Raw genomic sequence first — 20491 nt, 5'->3', positions numbered from 1 at the left:
GGTTACACTTTAAAAACTTCAAATGAATTTTGAGTAGTCACTTTTGCAATGGTCTCGGCATTCAAACCATACAATATTTCAAGTTTCTCCAGAACCTTTAAAATATAAAGACTCTCATTCCTTTTACCTCTATATGGCACAGGTGCTAAATAAGGCGCATCTGTTTCCAAAACAATATGCTTTAAATCGATTCGATCTAAAAATTGGTCAATCTTTCCATTTTTAAAAGTTACAACGCCTCCGATACCCAATTTCATATTATAGGATATTGCTTGATGTGCCTGTTCTAAATTACCTGTGAAACAATGAAAAATACCATGCAAATTATCATCTTTCTCTTCTTCTAAAACCTCAAAAATTTCATCAAATGCCTCTCTACAATGAATAACAATTGGCAAATCATGTGTTTTAGCTAATTGTATCTGATGCTTAAACGCTTTTTTTTGAACCTCTAATGTTGAGCGATCCCAATACAAATCAATCCCTATTTCGCCTACTGCATAAAATTTATGTCTTTTCAGCATTTGCTCTACATGGGTTAATTCTTGAATGTAATTTTCCTTAACATGCGTTGGGTGCAACCCCATCATTAAAAACATATTATCTGGATAATTCGCTTCTAATGTTAACATTGCCTCTGTATAAGTCGAATCGATTGCAGGAATGAAAAATCTTGAAACCCCGTTTTTAATGGCTTGATCAATTATATTTTGTCTATCATTATCAAAGCTTTCGCTATACAAATGTGTATGCGTATCTGTAATTATCAATACTTATAATCTTAAATTGAACCTAATTCATTTTTGTAAAAATAATTGTTTTTGCATGATTATATTTGCTAAAAGTCAATTACATGCAGTCACTTCAAGAATTTCTGTTAGAAAAAGGTTATAGTAAGGTAAAACTACATCTTACGAAGACCAATCATTTTGAGATTAAGGCATCCATAAATGGAAAAAAGGGTCTGTTTATTTTGGATACTGGGGCATCAAGTTCATGTGTAGGTTTTGAAGGCATTGAAACCTTTAAACTAAATGCCGAAGACTCCATTATTAAGGCTGCAGGTGCTGGTGCCATTGACATGGAAACTAAAATGGCAAAAAAAAACAAAGTGAAAATTGGGAAGTGGTCGAATAACAAAGTGGCTCTTGTACTTTTTAATTTAACCCATGTAAATACGGCTTTGGCAAACCATAACTCTAAACCTGTCGATGGCATTATTGGGGCAGATATCTTAAAAAAAGCAAAAGCTGTTATTGATTATGAAAAGAAATATTTATATTTAAAATTACAATAACTAAATAGCTCTCTCTTAGATTTAATGAATACATCTATTGTCATTGCTGATGATCACCCACTCATGCTACGTGGACTTACTGATTTTTTAACCTCAAAAGGATTCAATATTGTTGGAAGTGCTAATGATGGCAATTCGGCTTATAACCTTATAGTAAAGCACAAACCTGAAATTGCAATTCTAGATATAAGAATGCCTAACAGGACTGGTTTAGAGATAGCCGAAGCCTGCAAAAAAAACAAACTCCCTACCAAAGTTATTCTAATAACATTCGACAAAGAAGAGGAATTATATGACAAAGCTAAAGCTTTCGATGTTTACGGTTATATTTTTAAAGAATTTGCTATTGAAGAAATTGAAACCTGCATTGCCCATGTTGTAAATGGCAATCCATATTTTAGTGAAGAAATAGCCTCTTATCTGAATCCAAGCGATGGATCTCAAAGGCCTGAAATTTTGGATACTTTAACAAAATCTGAGTTAAAAATAGCAAAACTCATCTCTGAAAATAAAACCAGCCAAGAAATTGCTGATGAGTTATCTATTTCTGTGAGGACGGTCGATAAGCACCGTAGTAATATGGTAAACAAACTGGGGCTTGACAATAAACCAACGGCTCTATACCTTTGGACCAACACAAATAAAATTTTTTTGTAAAATATACGTAGTACTGCGTATTGTTTATAACGGATTAACAGCTTAACTTTACATTGCTATTAATAGTTCTTAGGGAGAATTTATGGAAAGCTCTAAATTGTAATGATTTAGAGCTTTCTTTTTGATAAAACTTATATAACCACTTTAAAAATACGTAGAAGTGCGTATTTTATTTTTAGGTCTTACGATTTACTTTTACAGTGCTATTAATTCTTTTGAGAGAGAATTTTTTTATTTCACTCTGCACTGTAATGGTGCAGGGTGTTTTTAACTAAACTTATTAAATGTTATGTTGAAAACATCTATCATGAAAAAACGAAATATAATTCTTGACAAATGTTGTTTTGTGGGATTAGTTATCATTGTTGTTGCAGTAATATGCATAAACCTTTTAATGCTCTTTATTTAGTTAGTTAACCTCAAAAAAACCTACAAAAAAGGGTGCTGTAACCACAGCACCCTTTCTTTTCGTCTATTTAATAAAAAATAGCCTAGAGCTCCAACGCTTTCTTAACGTTGTTATCCATTAAAATTTCAACTGGATTTTCTAGCGCTTCTTTTACAGCCACTAAAAAGCCAACACTTTCCTTGCCATCAATAATTCTATGATCGTATGAAAGAGCCACATACATAATTGGTCTTATTTCCACTTTACCATCAACAGCCACTGGTCTTTCAACAATGTTATGCATCCCTAAAATACCACTTTGTGGTGGATTAATAATTGGCGTAGACAGCATGCTTCCAAAAACCCCTCCATTAGTAATGGTAAAAGTGCCTCCTGTCATTTCATCAACAGTAATTTGTCCATCTCTTGCTCGAATAGCTAATCTTTTAACTTCCGATTCTACACCTCTAAAACTTAAATTCTCTGCATTTCTAATAACAGGAACCATTAAACCTTTTGGTCCCGATACAGCAATACTAATGTCGCAAAAATCATACGATAGCATCTCTTTACCATCAATCATAGAATTTACCGCAGGATACATTTTTAATGCTCTCACCACGGCCAAAGTAAAGAAACTCATAAACCCTAAACTCACCCCATGTTTTGCCTTAAAGGTTTCTTTATACTCAGAACGTAACGCAAAAATTGGAGACATATCCACCTCATTAAAAGTGGTTAGCATCGCTGTGGTGTTTTTGGCCTCTACCAACCTCTCAGCTACCTTACGTCTTAACATAGACATTTTACTTCGAGAGGTTCCTCTACTACCTCCAGTTGGTGTCCCCATCGAAGGTACAGCCTTTACAGCGTCTTCTTTAGTTACTCTTCCATCTTTCCCAGTACCAGCAATAGAAGCAGCATCTATCCCTTTTTCTGCCAAAATCTTTTTAGCAGCAGGACTTGCACTACCTGTTGCATAGGTTTTTGTTTCTGTAACAGGAGCAGTTGCAACTTCTTGCTTTACACTTTCTTCTTTCTTTTCCTCTTTAGGAGCTTCTCCCCCTTCTGGCTTCTCGGCACTGGTATCGATAAGACAAACCACAGCCCCTACTTCAACGGCATCTCCTTCCTCTGCTTTTAGGGTAATGGTTCCGCTAACCTCTGCAGGTAATTCAAGCGTAGCCTTATCACTATCAACCTCAGCAATAGCTTGGTCCTTTTCAACATAATCTCCGTCTTCAACTAACCATGTTGCTATTTCAACTTCTGTAATAGATTCCCCTGGTGAAGGGACTTTCATTTCTAAAATCATTCTTTATAATTTTACTGGTATCTAAATTCTAGTTAATTAATTCTTTGTTTCAAAGACATCGTTTATTACGCGTCTTTGTCTAGCTTTATCTCTTGTACTCGATCCTGGAGCAGGAACAGAATTATACGGTCTTGAGCATACTTCAAGATTAACCAAATTCATACGTTGAAGCATATAACTCCATGCCCCCATGTTTTTTGGTTCTTCTTGTGCCCAAACATATCTTTCAACATTTGGATATCTATCAATCACTGCTTGTAGTTTCTCCTCATGCAACGGGAATAGCTGTTCTACCCTTACTAAAGCAATATCATCTCTTTTTAACTCTTCACGTTCTGCTAGTAATTCATAGTAAAACTTACCCGTACAGAACACTAATTTCTTCACATTATTGGGTGCAATGGTATCGTCTATGACTTCCTGGAATGTTCCACTCGCTAATTCCTCTATTGAAGATACTGCCTTAGGGTGCCTTAATAAACTCTTAGGTGTCAAAACAACCAGAGGCTTTCTAAAATCTCGCTTCATTTGTCGGCGCAGTAAATGAAAAAAGTTGGCTGGAGTCGTACAATCGACAACAATCATATTATCATTACCACAAAGTTGTAAATAACGTTCCATTCTGGCCGATGAATGCTCAGAACCTTGCCCTTCATATCCATGCGGCAGCAGTACAACAATGCCGTTTTGCGATTTCCATTTATCCTCTGCTGCAGATAAGTACTGATCAAAAATAATTTGAGCACCATTACTAAAATCGCCAAACTGCGCTTCCCAGATAGTTAGTGTATTCGGATTAGCCATAGCATACCCATAATCGAAACCTAAAACACCATATTCTGATAAAAATGAATTATAGATATCCATTTTACCCTTATTATCTGGGTTTGTATTGAGCAGGTTTATACGTTCTTCTGATATTTCATCACGAAGGATAGCATGTCGATGACTAAAAGTACCGCGTTCTACATCTTGCCCAGAAATACGCACATTATAACCTTCTTCCATTAAACTACCATAGGCTAATGTTTCTGCCATACCCCAATCTAGTGTATCTGTTTCAAATACCATTTTCGCTCTGCCTTGAAGAATTCGCTCTGCCTTTCTTAAAAACTTAACACCTTCTGGTACAGTGGACACCACTCTAGAAATATTCTCAAGCTTATCTTTTGGATACGTGGTGTTTTCCCCATCTAACATGGCATCGATTCCTTTACGTTCAAAACCATTCCAACGTTCTTGCATAAACTCTCTTACTTTAGAAGATTCTGCTTCTTTTGAAATAGCATATTCTCTTTCTAAAGTTCCCTTAAACTCATTTACAATCTGCTCTGAATAGTTTTTGTCAATTGCATTTTCTGCAATCAACTTATCCGAATAAATCTTAAATGGGTTTTTATGCTTTGAAATATTCTTATAAAGTTTTGGTTGCGTAAACCTTGGCTCATCACCTTCGTTGTGACCATATTTTCTATACCCTAGCAAATCGATATACACATCTTTTTTATAGCGCATTCTATATTCTAATGCCATTTCCACGGCGTGAACTACGGCTTCAGCATCGTCTGAATTTACATGAAGCACTGGAGACAAAGTAACCTTTGCAACATCGGTACAATAAGTACTTGAACGAGCATCTAAATAGTTCGTCGTAAATCCTATTTGATTGTTCACAACGATATGGATGGTCCCACCTGTTTTATACCCATTTAGCTGGCTCATTTGCCCAACTTCATAAGCAACTCCCTGGCCTGCAATTGCAGCGTCCCCGTGCACAATAATTGGAATAATTTTAGAGTCATCTCCATTGTAATCATCATCAATCTTAGCACGAGTAATACCTTCGGCTACTGGGGCAACCGTTTCTAAATGCGACGGATTAGGCACCAAATTCATTTTGATGTTTTTCCCATTTTGATAGGTTTTATCTAAAGTTAAACCCAAATGGTACTTAACATCGCCATCAATATTTTCATCTTCAAAATCTTTACCATCAAACTCGCTAAATAGCTCGTTCATGGGCTTTCTAAAGATATTAACTAAAGTACTTAAACGACCTCTATGAGCCATTCCAAGCACACACTCTTTAACCCCATATTTTTCAACCGCATAAAAAAGCACATTACTAATTGCAGGAATTAAAGATTCTCCTCCTTCAAGGGAAAAACGCTTTTGCCCTACGTACTTAGTTTGCAAGAAGTTTTCAAAGGTAACCGCTTGGTTTAGCTTTGATAAAATGTACTTTTTGGTATCTGCAGAGTAACTAGGCTGGTTATCGTTTTGATTTAATTGAGATTGCCACCATGAAATCACTTCAGGGTTTCTTAGATACATATATTCAACCCCAATTGAACTACAGTAAATACGCTCAAGGTGGCTAATAATTTCGCGCAGTGTTTTTGCTCCAACACCCAGTACTTCCCCGGCATTAAACACCGTATCTAAATCGCTTTCAGATAAATCAAAATTACTTATATCTAAAGTCGGAGTATAGGTACGACGCTCTCGAACAGGATTCGTTTTTGTAAACAAATGCCCTCTCATTCTGTACCCATCAATTAACCTAACCACATTAAATTCTTTTTGAACGTGTTCAGGTATTTGAGTAGATACGCCTTCTATAATTTCCCCATTTACACAATAATTTTCGCTACCAAAATCATACCCTTGAAAAAAGGCTCTCCAACTTGGTTCTACGGCATCTGGGTTTTGTAAATATTGGTCGTATAAATCAGCAAAATATGCTGTATGCGCTGCATTTAAAAATGAAAATTTATCCATTGTAAGTTTTAATTCCGAATAGGTATTTCAAAATATTTCCCAAAAATACAACTTTTACTAAAATTAGATGTTTCTTTGACTATATTTATGGTTGCTAATCACCTTTTAACACATATACCTAAAAAGCTGTTAAATTTTTAACAAAATCTCAATATGTTACGCCTATTTATTTCTATTAGTAAAAAAACATGTTTAATTCTGATCGTATTTTTTCTATCTGCTAAAATCTCTTCAGCTCAAGAAACGAAACATGATTTCTGGAGTCATATGCGGTATGGAGGAGGCATTGGACTAAACTTTGGAAGTGGTTTTTTTAGCGGAACCCTAGCCCCCAGCGCCATTTACCAGTTCGACCAACAATTTGCCTTAGGTTTGGGGTTAAATTTTACATACAACAGTCAAAAAAACGTATATAATTCTACTGTTTTAGGAGCCAGTATTATCGGTCTGTATAATGTGATACCTCAACTACAAATATCGGCAGAATTTGAGCAACTCAATGTTGATAGAAACTACGATACAAGCCTGAATATCAGAAATGAAAACTATTGGCTTCCAGCATTATATCTTGGACTGGGATATAGAAGTAACAATGTTGCCGTTGGGATACGTTATGATGTATTATACGATGATGATCGAAGCATTTATGCAGATCCATGGGCCCCTTTTGTGAGATTCTATTTTTAAACTACAAAGGTAAATAGGCTTTTCCATTTTTAACAGCCAGCGCCAAATCGGCAATACTATGTTCATTAAGTACTTTTATCATATGTTGTCTTGAAGTACTCAGAATGTTATGCAGCGGACATGGTTTTTCCTCATTGCAGGCTTCCAAACTAAGAAGGCACCCCGTAAACTTCTTCTCGCCATCAATAACGTTTAAAACATCAATTACTTTTTGGTTGTTATTCTCTTTACTCATAAAAAAACCACCCTTAGGTCCTCTAACCGACGACACCAAGTCTGTTCTCACAAGTTCCTGTAATAACTTAGCAATATAAGCCGGAGGCACATTAATTGGCTGAGCAATGTCCTTCGCCATGATTTTTCGGGTAGAATTAGAATGCAAAGATAAATAGAGAACCGCCTTTATGGCATACTTTGATGAATTTGAAAACATTATATAGCAATTTAACAACAAAAATAAAAAAGATAATGATATCCTAAATATGATTTTTATCATATTATTTCTTGTCGTAACCAAATAGCTTTGTAATATAAACTACACTTTTATGAAAACAACAATAAAAATCCTATCTACATTACTTATTGTATTTCTGCTAAGTTGCGGCGGAAAAGAGAAAAAGAAAAAAGAAAGTTTTTCTTATGACAAAAAAACGACAACAGAGGCTACCACAACAACAAAAGCCGAAAAAGTACCCGCTTCGAAAACCATAGATTTAAGCAACAAAGGTATTGGTCCTATTACATCGCTAGCTCTAAATGCGGAAATAAACAAAGAAATGGCGGCCAAAGGCGAAGATGTTTTCAAAAAAATGTGTACGGCCTGCCATAGAGCTGATAAAAAGTTTATTGGCCCTGCTCCAAAAGACATTCTAAAAAGAAGAACACCCGAATGGGTTATGAATATGATTCTTAACCCAGACGAAATGACTCAGAAAGACCCGCTTGCCAGAGCGCTATTAATTGAGTTTAACGGTTCGCCAATGGCAAATCAAAACCTTTCTGAGGAAGATGCCAGAGCTGTACTAGAATACTTTAGAACACTATAATACCCAACTAAATATGAAAACCATTAAACAAGTATTTATGGTTTTTGCATTAGTAGCTTTTATCTACTCCTGTAAAAACAGTAACAAAGATGCCCCTCAGACCTCTACAGCTAACGAAGCTGAAGCACCAAACTCCAAAACTGGACAGGCCTTTATTCAAGATGATGAAGGTATGCCTAACTGCCTACAAATAGCTATAGGATCGCCAGACCATAAAACGTTAGTTGCTGCTGTTCAAGCTGCTCAAGTTGAGAATGCCCTAGTTAATGTGGGACCACTTACTGTTTTTGCTCCAACCGATGCAGCCTTCGCTGCCCTGCCAGAAGGTACCGTTGAAAATCTGGTTAAACCAGAAAATAAAGCAACATTGGCTAATATTTTAAAGTACCATGTAACACCTGGCAATTTAAGCCCAGCCATTTTAACTAAGCTTAAAAAACTAGGACAGGCCAATAATCAATATGTTCAGGTTGAAGTTGTGGATGGCAAAGCTGTTATTGGTGGCGCTAATATCATTGCAAGTGTAAGAGCTGGTAATGGCATCGTACATGTCATTGATAAAGTGCTTTTACCCCCATCTGAATAATCACTAACTCTAAATAACTCAAAATACAATGAAAAATCTTATTAAATCTGCCGTTGCACTGTTAAGTCTTCTTGTAGCATTTACAAGTTGTAACAATTCAGACCAATCGGGCAATAAATCTGGAGCTCTAGCAGGAAACGTGGCTGAAAAGGTATATGTGGCTCCAGGAGAGCATGATGAATTTTACGCCTTCATTTCTGGTGGTTTCAGTGGGCAATTATCTGTTTACGGACTTCCATCTGGACGCTTATTTAAAGTAATTCCTGTATTCTCTCAAGATGCAGAAAAAGCTTATGGTTATAATGAAGAAACCAAACCTATGTTAAACACCTCTCACGGTTTTGTGCCTTGGGATGATTCTCACCACCCTGATATTTCTCAAACAAACGGTGTCATTGATGGGCGTTGGGTATTTATAAATGGTAATAATACCCCACGTATTGCCAAAATTGATTTGTCAACTTTTGAAACTACCGAAATTATAGAAGTGCCTAATAGTGCAGGTAACCATAGTTCGTCATTTGTTACAGAAAACACGGAGTATGTTGTGGCTGGTACGCGTTTCTCAGTGCCAATTCCACAAAAAGACATGCCAATTAAAGATTACAAAGGCAACTTTAAAGGGGCGCTTTCGTTTATTTCTGTAGATCCAGAACACGGACATATGGATATTAAATTCCAATTAATCATGCCAGGATTTGATTATGATTTATCACACCCTGGACGCGGAAAATCGCATGGCTGGTTCTTCTTTAGTACTTACAATACTGAGGAAGCTAGTACATTAATGGAAGTAAACGCGTCTCAAAATGATAAAGATTTTATTGCCGCTGTTAACTGGAAAAAAATTGAAGACTATGTAAATAACGGTGGTGGAAAAATGATGCCTACCAAGTATGCACACAATGTTTATGATGAGTCTACTCATTCGGCGACTTCAACAATGAAAACTGAAGTACTCACTGTAAACCCGCTTGACGTTCCTGGGGCTGTTTACTTAATGCCAACACCAAAATCGCCTCATGGTTGTGATGTAGATCCTAGTGGAGAATATATTGTTGGTAGCGGAAAACTTTCTGCAAACTTAACGGTTCATTCTTTTACAAAAATGCTTGCTGCCATTGAAAACCAAAGTTTTGCAGGTGATGCGTACGGTATTCCAATCATTGACTTTGAAGCATCTTTAGCCGGTGTTGTTGAACAACCAGGCTTAGGACCCTTACACACAGAGTTTGATGGTAAAGGAAACGCATACACTACGTTCTTTATTTCTTCGGAAGTTGTAAAATGGAAATTAGGAACTTGGGAAGTTATTGACAGACAACCATGTTTCTACTCTGTAGGACACTTAATGATTCCTGGGGGTAACTCGCAAAAACCTTTTGGGAAATATGTTGTTGCGATGAACAAAATCACAAAAGACCGCTATTTACCAACGGGTCCCGAGGTTACCCAATCTGCCCAATTATATGATATTTCGGGAGATAAAATGGAACTCTTATTGGATTTTCCAACGGTTGGCGAGCCCCATTATGCCGCTGGATGCCCTGCCGACTTAATTAAACCACGTTCTAAAAAACTATTCAAACTAGAAGAAAACAACCACCCTTATGCGACCAAGAGTGAAGCAGACACTAAGGTGGTTAGAGACGGTAAAACAGTTCATATTTACATGACCACTATTCGATCTCACTTTTCTCCAGACAACATTGAAGGTATACAAGTGGGAGATAAAGTATATTTCCATATTACCAACCTTGAGCAAGATTACGATGTGCCTCATGGCGTTAGTATAATTGGCGCAAACACATCAGAACTTTTAATTATGCCAGGACAAACCGAAACATTCCTTTGGGAACCTAAAGAAGTTGGCGTATGGCCTTTCTACTGTACTGATTTCTGTTCTGCATTGCACCAAGAAATGCAGGGATATGTTCGTGTGTCTCCAACAAATTCAAGCACACCATTAAGATGGTCGTTAGGAGAAGATATTGAATAAAACAACATAAGAGAATTTTGTTTTAGTGTTTATTCTCTTACATAAGGCGAGAGCATTTTTCGCTCTCGCCTTTCTTTTAAAACGCTAGGAATTGAACTTTAGACTTCTTGAAATTATGAAAAGGTCAAACATCGTAATGCTTATCGCATCAATATTACCTTTAGGATTATTTCTTTTTCCGCTTTGGAAAATAACCCTTGAAGCGCCTCAATATCCAATTCCGTTGGGTATGTATATTCATATTAATGACTTTTCTGATGTGCATCCGCATGACATCAAAAACATCAATCTTATGAATCATTACGTAGGCATGAAATACATCCCAGAGTCTATTCCTGAATTCAAAATATTTCCAATAGCCATTGTTATTACAACCATCTTAGGCCTATTAATTGGGTTTAAAGGAAATTACAAGTGGTTTTTGGCTTGGTTCATTTTAATGATTGTTATGGGCGCTGCCGGATTATATGATTTCTATTTATGGGAACATGATTATGGCCATGATCTTGACCCTAAAGCCATCATGAAATTTACAAATCCAGATGGTTCTGTCATGGGCTTTCAACCACCCTTATTTGGTAGCAAAGACATTCTTAATTTTAAAGCACATTCGTACCCGCAATTAGGGGCCATATTTTTAGGTTTGGGTATTGCTGCTTCTTTTGTTGCCTTTCTCATTGGCAAAAAAAATAACAAACAAACTGCATAAGTATGTAAAAACACCTTTTCAATTTAAAACACTAAAACATGCAAACACTAAAACACTATTCTATTCTTGCATTACTTTTAGTCAGTGTAGGCTGCAATGTTTCGCCAAAACCCATTGATTATGGTAATGACAGCTGCCATTTTTGTAAAATGACTATTGTTGATAAAGTTCACGCCGCAGAAATAGTCACAAAAAAAGGCAAAGTTTATAAATTTGATGCTACCGAATGCATGATACATTTCATGGATGAATTTGATACCAAACAAATTCAGCTGTATTTATCAAACAATTTCCTAGAACCTGAAGCCTTCATTGACGCTACTAAAGCAACCTTTTTAATAAGTAAGAACATACCTAGTCCCATGGGTGCATTTTTATCGGCTTTTAAAACCCCAGAAGAAGCCCAAAACATGCAAGAACAAAAAGATGGAAAAATATATTCATGGAAAACACTTTTAGCTCATTTTAGCAAGTAACGCATGAAACAAACTATCCTTTTTTTAACGGCCATTCTATTGGCCTACGTAAGTTATGCTCAAAACACTGAGGTATGCCAAACCTGTACATGGACGTCTTTAAAGGAGGCCATAGCGCATGCCAAAGATTTTGACACCATTTATGTAAAAAAAGGAACCTATAAAGAGTACAATATTAACATTGACAAACCCCTAGCCATAATTGGTCAAGATTACCCTGTCATTGACGGCGAATTAAAAGGCGAGATTATTACAATTACATCCGACAACGTTAGGGTTGATGGCTTATTTATAATCAACGTTGGAAGTAGTTACACTGAAGATTATGCAGCTATACGCGTAAGAAAAAGCAAACATTTTACCATTCAGAATGTAGTTTTAGAAAAGATGTTTTTCGGAATCTATATTGAAAAATCAAACTACGGGCGCATTTTTCATAACAAAGTTATTGGTGATGCCGTCGAAGAATACAACTCCGGCAACGGCATTCAGCTGTGGTATAGCAACTATATAGATATTGAACACAATTATGTTGAGCATGTTCGAGATGGCATTTATTTAGAATTTTCTAATAATTGTATCATTAAGAATAATGTAAGCGCCGAGAACCTCCGCTACGGACTGCATTTTATGTTCTCAAATGATGATGTGTATCAAGACAATGTTTTTGAGAACAACGGTGCTGGTGTTGCTGTTATGTTTTCCAAGAAAATAAAAATGCTAAATAACACCTTTCAAAAAAATTGGGGAACGGCCTCTTACGGTATGCTTTTAAAGGAAATTAATGACGCAGAAATTAGGGGCAATACCTTTAAAGAAAACACCATTGGCATCAACATTGAAGGTTCAAACCGAATAGAATACAAAAACAACAATTTCACAAATAATGGTTGGGCCATTAAAGTAAGAGGCGCTTGTTATGGCAACCATTTTTTAGAAAATAATTTCCTTTATAATTCCTTTGATATTTCATACAACAGCAAGGTAAACGATAATAAGTTCGACAAAAACTATTGGAGTAATTACACAGGCTACGACTTAAACAAAGATGGTATTGGCGATGTACCTTACAGACCAGTAAAACTGTTTTCTTACATCGTTAACAGAACACCAGAAACCATCATTTTGCTTCGTAGCCTGTTTATTGACATTATTGATTTTTCTGAAAAAGTATCACCTGTTTTTACTCCAGATAACCTGTTGGACCATAATCCGCTCACAAAACAAATCGTATGGTAAACATTCAAGATTTACATAAAAAATTCGGAAAAAACCACGTTTTAAAAGGTGTTGATCTAAGCATTGTCAACGGCGGTATTTTTGCAGTACTTGGTCCAAACGGGTCAGGCAAAACCACTTTAATAAAATCTATATTAGGAATGGTAATTCCTAACAAAGGGACTATTGAAGTTCTGGGAAAGAACATAAATAAAAGTTCAGAATACAAATATCAAATTGATTATTTACCGCAAATTGCCAATTTCCCAAACAACTTAAAAGTTAAGGAACTCATCAAAATGATTAAGGATTTAAGGGGCAAAACAGATTTAGACCAATCCTTAATTGCACTTTTTAAACTAGAACCTTTTTTAGATAAAAAACTCGGAAACTTGTCGGGTGGAACCAAACAAAAAGTCAATATTGTTTTAACCTTTATGTTTGATAGCCCAATTATTATTTTAGACGAACCTACAACAGGCCTCGACCCAATTTCACTTATAAGGCTAAAAGACTTGATTCAAGCCGAAAAAATTAAAGGCAAAACCATACTAATTACATCACACATCATGAGTTTCGTTGAAGAAGTATCTGATGAAATTGTGTTTCTGTTGGAAGGTCAAATATATTTTAAAGGCAGCATAAGCAACTTAAAATCTAAAACCAATCAACCAGATTTTGAGCATGCCATTGCTTCCATTTTACAAGAAAATTATGCTTAAAATATTAAAATATAGTTTTTACGATTTAATGCGCAGCCGCTGGAGCTATGTGTATTTCGCGTTTTATTTACTCTTGGGAATTGTATTGTTGTTTTTAAATAACAATTTATCAAAAGCAGTAATTACATTAATGAATGTAATCATTGTTTTGGTTCCGCTAATAGGTACCATATTCGGAGTAATGTATTATTATAATTCAAAAGAATTTACAGAATTATTATTGGCGCAACCTTTAAAACGCTCATCTATATTTTTAGGCCAGTATTTGGGCGTTGCCATATCATTATCGTTAAGCTTAATTTTAGGTTTAGGTATTCCATTTGTTTTCTATGGCTTGTTTAAATCGAATGCAATTTGGGACTTTTCACTACTTCTAATTACAGAATCGTTCTTAACCTTTATTTTTACAGCGCTGGCATTTAATATTGCTCTTTCGCAAGTAAACAAAATAAAAGGTTTTGGCTTTGCCATCCTATTATGGCTATTTTTAGCCATTATTTACGACGGCTTGTTTTTAATGTCCTTAATTCTATTTGAAGAATATCCGTTAGATAAGCTATCGTTGGTGGGTACTTTGCTTAATCCCATTGATTTGTCAAGAACATTAATACTTTTAAAACTAGACATTTCTGCACTTCTGGGGTATACTGGAGCCATATTCAAAAAGTTTTTTGGTACTAATTTTGGTCTAATTATTTCGTTTGTAACACTCATCATATGGGTGGTTTTACCTGTTACCCGTATCATATTTAAAGCCAAGAAGAAAGATTTCTAAAACTAAATAGAATGACATGTATCATTTTTTAAAAAACATAAAAAGACTATCTTCGCGGCATGATTAAGGGGATTGCATATAAAATCACTTCTTTACTATTGGTTAGCATCTTGCTAGCTAACAATATTAATACACTCGCTATTGTTGGCGACTTCGTTATCAATCAAGATTTTATAGCTAAAACGCTTTGTATTCAAAAAGAGGACCAACAAGGCTGTAACGGTAAATGCCACTTAAAAAAGCAATTAGCAAAGAATAACACAGACACGAATACAGAAAGTCCTTCTCCAGAAAACAAACGAACCTACTTAGATACTTTTTACCTTGTTAAAAACGATGTAATTAACAAGAATCTAGATGACATTATTTCCTCCAAAAAAATTCTTATACATACATCCAATCGGATTACAAAAACCTTACTTGAGGTTGAAACACCTCCCCCCTCTTTTTAGTTAAATTTTTATTGTCAGAATAACGAAATCATCATGTGATTTCTATACCGCTACGGACTCATTTGAAATGTATCCCGAAGCATCCCTACATACTATTTAACAAAAAATATTAAAATGAAACTAAAATATATTTTCACATTACTGTGTATTACATTATTCACAATATCTTGTTCGACTGAAGACGTTGAAACTCCAGAAGAAATAAATGAAGTTGAAGGCCTTGTAAATATTAAAACCATTGCCAACGATAATCATACCATTGAATTATACAATGAAGCTGGCGCATTTAAAACAGGATACAACAATGTAACCATTCGGATTAAAAATAATAGCGATGACAGCTACATTGAAAACGCCAATATTAATTGGATGCCTATGATGCAGATGCCGTCTATGCAACACTCTTGTCCCCACTCTACCATCTCAAAAGTTTCTAACAAGAAAACTTTATATACAGCTTCTGTAATTTACCAAATGACCAATACAGATGGTTCTGGTTGGTCTTTGACTTTTAATTATTCAATAGGCAGTGAGGAGTACTCGGCTAAAGACACTATTAGTGTTACGCAATCTGAAAAGCAAAATGTTACAAGCTTCATGGGGTCCGACGAAACACGCTATATCGTTGCACTTATTGAACCTATAAAACCAAGCATTGGAATAAATGATATGATGGTTGGGCTTTACAAAATGGAAAACATGATGTCATTCCCGGTTGTTGAGAATTTTAAAATTGCACTAGATCCAAGAATGCCAGGCATGGGGAATCATAGTTCGCCGAATAACACCGATTTAAGCTTTAATGCCATAGACACTATGTATCATGCAGATTTGTCCTTAACCATGACTGGCTATTGGGTGTTGAACTTAAAACTAATGAACGCTGCAGACGAACTTTTAAAAGGAGAGGATATTACTGAGCAAAACGAAAAAAGCTCATTGTATTTAGAATTGGAATTTTAGCATTCCCTTAAACTTATGAAAAGGCTGACTGAAAGGTTGTCATTCCGAACAACGTGAAGGAATCTTTAAAATCGTTTTACTAAGTTATGAGATTACTTCGAAATTGAAGTTTCTCGTAATGACGTTTTGCAAACACCTTTCAGTCAACCTATTATCAAAATATCATCGCTAAGAATCAGGTTCTTATGAAGCATCTCATAATTTTTAGTTTCTATTTGATTGGTGGGCAAGTACTTTTTGCACAGCAAGACAGTCTTTTTGTAGCACGCGACACGACTAACCTGGAAAGGATTATAGTTGTGGCTGAGCGGAAACTGAGTAATTACAGGCAAGAAAAAACACTGTCAAGTATTGATGTGTTTTTAGAAAAATCTAATAAGGTTACCATGATAAAACGTGGAAACTACGCTTGGGAGCCTGCCATGAACAATATGACCAGCGATAGATTAAATGTAACTATTGATGGCATGCAAATATTTGGAGCCTGCACAGATAAAATGGATCCCATAACTTCATACGTTGATGTATCGAACTTAGAACAGGCAACTATAAACTCAGGACAAGAAGGCACCGAAAACGGACATTGTATTGGTGGCGGTATCGATTTACAAATTTCTCAGTCAAAATTTAATGGTTCTGGATTAAAAACAAATGCCGATTTAGGTTATGAAACAAATGGTAATTATAGAATAGCAGGTTTAGATTTTGAATACTCTGGCAGCAAATTCTACATAGCAACAGATGGTATTTTTAGAAAATCAGATAACTATATAGCTGGGGGTAATGAAGAGGTTAGATACTCTCAATTTCAAAAGTATAACATCTCCTTGCAGGGCGGTTATAAACTTTCAAACAACCACACTCTAGAAACCAATATTATTTATGATAAAGCAACAGATGTTGGTTACCCTGCTTTACCAATGGATGTGTCTTTGGCAGAAGCTTTTATTGCCTCGGCGTCCCACCGTTACAAGAACGAATCAACATTTATAAAGTCTTTAGAAACCAAATTATACTTGAACACTATAACCCATATTATGGACGATAGTAAACGACCTGATGTCCCTATAAGAATGGATATGCCGGGTTGGAGTGACACCTATGGTTTTTATACTAAAGCAAGAGTAAAAGCAAACAACCATAACATTTCGGCGAATTTAAATGGTTACTATAACCGCTCTTTAGCTGAAATGACCATGTTTTCGAATAACCCCAACGAACCTGATATGTTTATGTATACCTGGCCCGATGTTAGGACACTTTACTCAGGTATTTATGTGAAAGATCGTATTGCTATTAGTGAGCGTGAAACCGTATCAGCAAACATAAGATTTGGCTACCATAAAAATAGAATTGCCAACGAGGTTGGTTTAAACAGTTTGAGAATTTTCTATCCAGATTTACAAGATACTCAAACTCGGTTTTTAAAGAGTGTATCTGCAGATTATGGATTTAAAAACCAAAATATTGACGCCTCAATTGGATTGGGTTATGGAGAGCGGGCTCCTTCTGTTAGTGAGGGCTATGGGTTTTTCTTATTTAATAGTTTTGATAGATATGATTATATAGGAAACCCCAATCTAAAAAACGAAAAAGCTTTAGAATTTAATGCCAGAACCAACCATAAATTTAACACTTTCAGTTTAGGACTTGAAACTTCCTTTTTCCATATTTCAGACTATATAATTGGGGAAATCAATCCTTCCATAAGCCCTATGACCATTGGAGCGAATGGGGTTCGAGTTTACGACGCTTTAAACTATGCCAATATTTTTAATATATATTTAAACTCGAATATTGCACTTACTAAAACTATAGGTTTTAATAGTTCTATTGGTTATAATCATGGTAGTGGTAGCAATAAAAAAAACCTACCTCTTATAAAACCTTTTTCTTATTTAGCAGAAGTTAATTACAACAAACCAAAATTTAATGCGGCGCTTCAGCTTGAGGGCAATGGCAATCAAAGTAAATACAGTCCGTTTTATGGAGAAAACGAAACACCGGCTTATGCCATATTAAACGTAAATTTTGGTAATATCGTCTATTTTAAAACGACCAACGTTATTTTTAAATATGGGATTGAAAATATTTTAGACACGAATTATTCCACTTTTGCTGATTGGAATAATATTCCTAGACAAGGTAGAAACTTCTACATCAATACATCTATTAAATTTCTTTAAGAGAATCGTAATTTTTAGCTAAAACTAAATCCTAACAAATGTCATATTTTTTAAAACAGGTGGACTATACTTTTGTTAAACAACAATAAAAGACAAAATTATCTTAAATTATATTATGGACACTTTAGAAAATAAAACAGTTGCTCAGGTCGTGGCAAACAATATTAAAACAGCTCATGTTTTTAAAAAATATGGCATCGACTTTTGTTGTGGTGGTGGTATAACCATTGAAAAAGCATGCGAAAAGAACAACCAAAATTACGAGCAACTAAAAGCGGAACTACTACAAGTAGACGATGCTCCAAAAGCCTATGACTATAACTCTTGGAGTTTAGATTTCTTGTTAGATCATATAGTAAACATTCACCATACCTATGTAGAAGAATCTATTCCGCTAATCCTTCAATACTCAAATAAAGTTGCCAAGGTTCATGGTCATCATTACAGCGAAGTGGTTAAAATAAATAGTTTGTTTACCGAGGTAGCAAATGAACTGGCGGCCCACCTTAAAAAAGAAGAACTCATTTTATTTCCTTATGTAAAAAAGCTTTTAGCGCTTCAAAAATCAGGAACTAAACTTGAAACACCTCCATTTGAAACCGTAAATAACCCCATTCATATGATGGAAACAGAGCATGAATCTGCCGGAGATATATTTAAGACCATTGCTCAATTATCAAATAATTATACACCGCCAGAAGGAGCCTGTAATACCTTTAGAGCCCTATACGCAAAATTAGAAGAGTTTGAACAAGATCTGCACCAGCATGTGCATCTAGAAAATAACATTTTGCATCCTAAAGCTATTGCTTTAGAAAATAGTGTGGCCAAAAACTCTTAATTTCAAATAGTTTGGTTTAAGCGTATTTATTCTTAAACCAAACTTTTTGCCATTCTCTGAGTAAAATAAGAAATGATACCTCTTCAGATAATTTTAATATAGCGTCCCCATTAAGAGACTTTACCTGATTTTCTGGAACGTCAATTATATACAGTAAGTTCAAATACTCTGTAAATTTTTCTTGAATAAGTATATACAGGGTTTCATGAAGCAGTACTTTTAAGCTCGCTGGTAACACATCTTCATGAAACTCTAAATCCAAATTCGCGAGCTTAAAATCCTTGTTTAATTGTTCAATAAGTTTCTGGTAAAGATCTAGTTGATTGGCTTGCTCTATTAAACCTTTAAACGTTTTAGGTAATTTCATTAAACCGTTCTATTCATTAAACTAAGGCCAAAAGCTTTTAACAACTCTTTTTTATCTTCAGAAACATTCAAAGTTTCCAAAACAGAGAACGCCTTGTTGGTATATTGTTGAATGGCTTCTTTTGTAGCCAAAGCAGAACCTGATTGCTCAAAATATATTTTGACCTGTTCAATTTTAGCACTATTATCATCTAGATTGGTAGAAAACAAATTAGTTAACTTGGTCTTATCGGTTTCGTTTAAAAACTCCAATGCTTTCAGGTATAAGAAGGTTTTCTTGTTTTCAATTATATCTCCCCCCACTTGTTTACCAAATGTTTTGGGATCTCCAAAGGCATCTAGGTAATCATCTTGTAATTGAAATGCGATTCCTAAATTTTTACCAAATTCATATATGTTATTCTGGTCTTGTTCTGAAGCCCGAGCCACAATAGCACCCATTTTCATGGCTGCTCCAACTAAAACCGCTGTTTTATATTCAATCATTTTTAAATACTCAGAAATGGTTACATCATTCCTGGTTTCAAAATCAACGTCATATTGTTGGCCTTCACAAACTTCAAGCGCTGTTTTACTGAATAACTTTGCCAACTCTTGAAAGATGAGTGCATCATAATTTTCAAAAAGCTGATAAGCCATAATTAACATGGCATCGCCAGAGAGAATACCCGTATTAACATCCCATTTTTCATGAACCGTAGCTTGTCCTCTTCTTAAAGGTGCATCGTCCATAATATCATCGTGTACTAACGAAAAATTATGAAAAACCTCAACACTTAAGGCAGCATCCATGGCTGTTTTATAACTTGCATTAAAGATATCTGCCGTCATTAAAGTTAAAACAGGACGAAGCCGCTTACCGCCTAACCCAAGAATATAAGTAATCGGTTCATAAAGGTTTCTGGGCTCTTTAGCAGTGGCGTAATTTTCTAGGAATCCTATAAATTCCTTTTGGTATTTTTCTATTGAAAGCATCGCGCAAAAATAAAGCAATTCCTTATAAATTTTAAACCGAAAGTAAATTTAG

Annotated in this window: 21 protein-coding genes; 15 read left to right on the top strand and 6 right to left on the bottom strand. The window is 35.3% G+C overall.

Going from position 1 to position 20491, the window contains the following annotated elements; genetic code table 11:
* Nucleotides 1–2: 2 nt before the first annotated feature.
* The gene (locus tag E5D58_RS08730) at nt 3–770 is read right to left on the bottom strand and encodes a TatD family hydrolase (RefSeq protein ID WP_136481483.1); all 768 of its coding nucleotides are present in this window, start codon (nt 768–770) and stop codon (nt 3–5) included.
* An 83-nt stretch (nt 771–853) separates the two neighbouring features.
* On the opposite strand from E5D58_RS08730, the gene E5D58_RS08725 reads away from it, so the two are divergent.
* Entirely contained in the window at nt 854–1297 is a 444-nt protein-coding gene (locus tag E5D58_RS08725) for a retropepsin-like aspartic protease (protein ID WP_136481482.1), read from the top strand.
* A gap of 24 nt (nt 1298–1321) precedes the next feature.
* A complete protein-coding gene (locus E5D58_RS08720; protein ID WP_136481481.1) occupies nt 1322–1954 on the top strand; it encodes a response regulator in 633 nt (210 codons plus the stop codon).
* Nucleotides 1955–2445: 491 nt separating this feature from the next.
* Here the strand turns inward: E5D58_RS08720 and odhB are convergent, their stop codons facing one another.
* Together odhB and E5D58_RS08710 are read right to left on the bottom strand one after the other, a co-directional pair.
* Complete coding sequence (odhB, locus tag E5D58_RS08715; RefSeq protein ID WP_136481480.1) at nt 2446–3657, bottom strand: 2-oxoglutarate dehydrogenase complex dihydrolipoyllysine-residue succinyltransferase; 1212 nt, start codon at nt 3655–3657, stop codon at nt 2446–2448.
* 36 nt (nt 3658–3693) lie between these two features.
* Nucleotides 3694–6438: a 2-oxoglutarate dehydrogenase E1 component gene (locus E5D58_RS08710; RefSeq protein WP_136481479.1), complete on the bottom strand. Its 2745-nt coding sequence runs from the start codon at nt 6436–6438 to the stop codon at nt 3694–3696.
* Between the two features lie 153 nt (nt 6439–6591).
* On the opposite strand from E5D58_RS08710, the gene E5D58_RS08705 reads away from it, so the two are divergent.
* Nucleotides 6592–7125, top strand: coding sequence for an alpha-ketoglutarate decarboxylase (locus tag E5D58_RS08705; protein WP_136481478.1), 534 nt, complete (start codon nt 6592–6594; stop codon nt 7123–7125).
* Between the two features lies 1 nt (nt 7126).
* Here E5D58_RS08705 and E5D58_RS08700 read toward each other — a convergent pair whose 3' ends face one another.
* A complete protein-coding gene (locus tag E5D58_RS08700; RefSeq protein ID WP_136481477.1) occupies nt 7127–7558 on the bottom strand; it encodes an RrF2 family transcriptional regulator in 432 nt (143 codons plus the stop codon).
* 112 nt (nt 7559–7670) lie between these two features.
* On the opposite strand from E5D58_RS08700, the gene E5D58_RS08695 reads away from it, so the two are divergent.
* The 12 genes from E5D58_RS08695 to ric all read left to right on the top strand — a co-directional run bounded on the left by E5D58_RS08695 (nt 7671) and on the right by ric (nt 19098).
* Nucleotides 7671–8171: a c-type cytochrome gene (locus E5D58_RS08695; protein WP_136481476.1), complete on the top strand. Its 501-nt coding sequence runs from the start codon at nt 7671–7673 to the stop codon at nt 8169–8171.
* Between the two features lie 13 nt (nt 8172–8184).
* Nucleotides 8185–8757: a fasciclin domain-containing protein gene (locus E5D58_RS08690; RefSeq protein ID WP_136481475.1), complete on the top strand. Its 573-nt coding sequence runs from the start codon at nt 8185–8187 to the stop codon at nt 8755–8757.
* 28 nt (nt 8758–8785) lie between these two features.
* Nucleotides 8786–10756: a Sec-dependent nitrous-oxide reductase gene (gene nosZ / locus E5D58_RS08685; protein WP_136481474.1), complete on the top strand. Its 1971-nt coding sequence runs from the start codon at nt 8786–8788 to the stop codon at nt 10754–10756.
* Between the two features lie 115 nt (nt 10757–10871).
* Nucleotides 10872–11465, top strand: coding sequence for a hypothetical protein (locus E5D58_RS08680; protein WP_136481473.1), 594 nt, complete (start codon nt 10872–10874; stop codon nt 11463–11465).
* A 38-nt stretch (nt 11466–11503) separates the two neighbouring features.
* A complete protein-coding gene (locus E5D58_RS08675) occupies nt 11504–11941 on the top strand; it encodes a nitrous oxide reductase accessory protein NosL (protein WP_136481472.1) in 438 nt (145 codons plus the stop codon).
* Between the two features lie 3 nt (nt 11942–11944).
* Entirely contained in the window at nt 11945–13180 is a 1236-nt protein-coding gene (locus E5D58_RS08670) for a nitrous oxide reductase family maturation protein NosD (protein WP_136481471.1), read from the top strand.
* Nucleotides 13174–13881, top strand: coding sequence for an ABC transporter ATP-binding protein (locus E5D58_RS08665; protein ID WP_136481470.1), 708 nt, complete (start codon nt 13174–13176; stop codon nt 13879–13881). The genes E5D58_RS08670 and E5D58_RS08665 overlap by 7 nt, the downstream gene beginning before the upstream one ends.
* On the top strand, nt 13874–14656 hold the full coding sequence (locus tag E5D58_RS08660; protein WP_136481469.1) for an ABC transporter permease: 783 nt from the start codon (nt 13874–13876) through the stop codon (nt 14654–14656). Before E5D58_RS08665 ends, E5D58_RS08660 begins: the two co-directional genes overlap by 8 nt.
* Nucleotides 14657–14715: 59 nt before the next feature.
* Nucleotides 14716–15108 (top strand): hypothetical protein, encoded by a 393-nt coding sequence (locus tag E5D58_RS08655; RefSeq protein ID WP_136481468.1) that lies wholly within the window; start codon nt 14716–14718, stop codon nt 15106–15108.
* Nucleotides 15109–15222: 114 nt separating this feature from the next.
* Nucleotides 15223–16071, top strand: coding sequence for a hypothetical protein (locus E5D58_RS08650; RefSeq protein ID WP_136481467.1), 849 nt, complete (start codon nt 15223–15225; stop codon nt 16069–16071).
* Nucleotides 16072–16256: 185 nt separating this feature from the next.
* Nucleotides 16257–18257: a TonB-dependent receptor plug domain-containing protein gene (locus E5D58_RS08645; protein WP_136481466.1), complete on the top strand. Its 2001-nt coding sequence runs from the start codon at nt 16257–16259 to the stop codon at nt 18255–18257.
* A gap of 115 nt (nt 18258–18372) precedes the next feature.
* Nucleotides 18373–19098: an iron-sulfur cluster repair di-iron protein gene (gene ric / locus E5D58_RS08640; protein WP_136481465.1), complete on the top strand. Its 726-nt coding sequence runs from the start codon at nt 18373–18375 to the stop codon at nt 19096–19098.
* Nucleotides 19099–19114: 16 nt separating this feature from the next.
* Here the strand turns inward: ric and E5D58_RS08635 are convergent, their stop codons facing one another.
* A complete protein-coding gene (locus tag E5D58_RS08635; protein WP_136481464.1) occupies nt 19115–19465 on the bottom strand; it encodes a hypothetical protein in 351 nt (116 codons plus the stop codon).
* Complete coding sequence (locus E5D58_RS08630; RefSeq protein WP_136481463.1) at nt 19465–20439, bottom strand: polyprenyl synthetase family protein; 975 nt, start codon at nt 20437–20439, stop codon at nt 19465–19467. The genes E5D58_RS08635 and E5D58_RS08630 overlap by 1 nt, the downstream gene beginning before the upstream one ends.
* Nucleotides 20440–20491: the final 52 nt, after the last annotated feature.

Source organism: Cognatitamlana onchidii, from assembly GCF_004804355.1.
GTDB lineage: Bacteria > Bacteroidota > Bacteroidia > Flavobacteriales > Flavobacteriaceae > Cognatitamlana > Cognatitamlana onchidii.
The sequence above is the reverse complement of the archived record's forward strand: the minus strand, read 5'-3'. Positions and strand labels throughout refer to the sequence as shown.

Bases quoted from the DNA above. Each gene is read 5' to 3' on its own strand.
- E5D58_RS08690 (WP_136481475.1), top strand. From the start codon at position 8,185: ATGAAAACCATTAAACAAGTATTTATGGTTTTTGCATTAGTAGCTTTT.
- E5D58_RS08655 (WP_136481468.1), top strand. From the start codon at position 14,716: ATGATTAAGGGGATTGCATATAAAATCACTTCTTTACTATTGGTTAGC.
- E5D58_RS08665 (WP_136481470.1), top strand. From the start codon at position 13,174: ATGGTAAACATTCAAGATTTACATAAAAAATTCGGAAAAAACCACGTT.
- nosZ (WP_136481474.1), top strand. From the start codon at position 8,786: ATGAAAAATCTTATTAAATCTGCCGTTGCACTGTTAAGTCTTCTTGTA.
- E5D58_RS08680 (WP_136481473.1), top strand. From the start codon at position 10,872: ATGAAAAGGTCAAACATCGTAATGCTTATCGCATCAATATTACCTTTA.
- E5D58_RS08710 (WP_136481479.1), bottom strand. From the start codon at position 6,438: ATGGATAAATTTTCATTTTTAAATGCAGCGCATACAGCATATTTTGCT.
- E5D58_RS08695 (WP_136481476.1), top strand. From the start codon at position 7,671: ATGAAAACAACAATAAAAATCCTATCTACATTACTTATTGTATTTCTG.
- E5D58_RS08705 (WP_136481478.1), top strand. From the start codon at position 6,592: ATGTTACGCCTATTTATTTCTATTAGTAAAAAAACATGTTTAATTCTG.
- E5D58_RS08670 (WP_136481471.1), top strand. From the start codon at position 11,945: ATGAAACAAACTATCCTTTTTTTAACGGCCATTCTATTGGCCTACGTA.
- E5D58_RS08645 (WP_136481466.1), top strand. From the start codon at position 16,257: ATGAAGCATCTCATAATTTTTAGTTTCTATTTGATTGGTGGGCAAGTA.
- E5D58_RS08630 (WP_136481463.1), bottom strand. From the start codon at position 20,439: ATGCTTTCAATAGAAAAATACCAAAAGGAATTTATAGGATTCCTAGAA.
- ric (WP_136481465.1), top strand. From the start codon at position 18,373: ATGGACACTTTAGAAAATAAAACAGTTGCTCAGGTCGTGGCAAACAAT.
- E5D58_RS08650 (WP_136481467.1), top strand. From the start codon at position 15,223: ATGAAACTAAAATATATTTTCACATTACTGTGTATTACATTATTCACA.
- odhB (WP_136481480.1), bottom strand. From the start codon at position 3,657: ATGATTTTAGAAATGAAAGTCCCTTCACCAGGGGAATCTATTACAGAA.
- E5D58_RS08720 (WP_136481481.1), top strand. From the start codon at position 1,322: ATGAATACATCTATTGTCATTGCTGATGATCACCCACTCATGCTACGT.
- E5D58_RS08660 (WP_136481469.1), top strand. From the start codon at position 13,874: ATGCTTAAAATATTAAAATATAGTTTTTACGATTTAATGCGCAGCCGC.
- E5D58_RS08725 (WP_136481482.1), top strand. From the start codon at position 854: ATGCAGTCACTTCAAGAATTTCTGTTAGAAAAAGGTTATAGTAAGGTA.
- E5D58_RS08700 (WP_136481477.1), bottom strand. From the start codon at position 7,558: ATGTTTTCAAATTCATCAAAGTATGCCATAAAGGCGGTTCTCTATTTA.
- E5D58_RS08635 (WP_136481464.1), bottom strand. From the start codon at position 19,465: ATGAAATTACCTAAAACGTTTAAAGGTTTAATAGAGCAAGCCAATCAA.
- E5D58_RS08675 (WP_136481472.1), top strand. From the start codon at position 11,504: ATGCAAACACTAAAACACTATTCTATTCTTGCATTACTTTTAGTCAGT.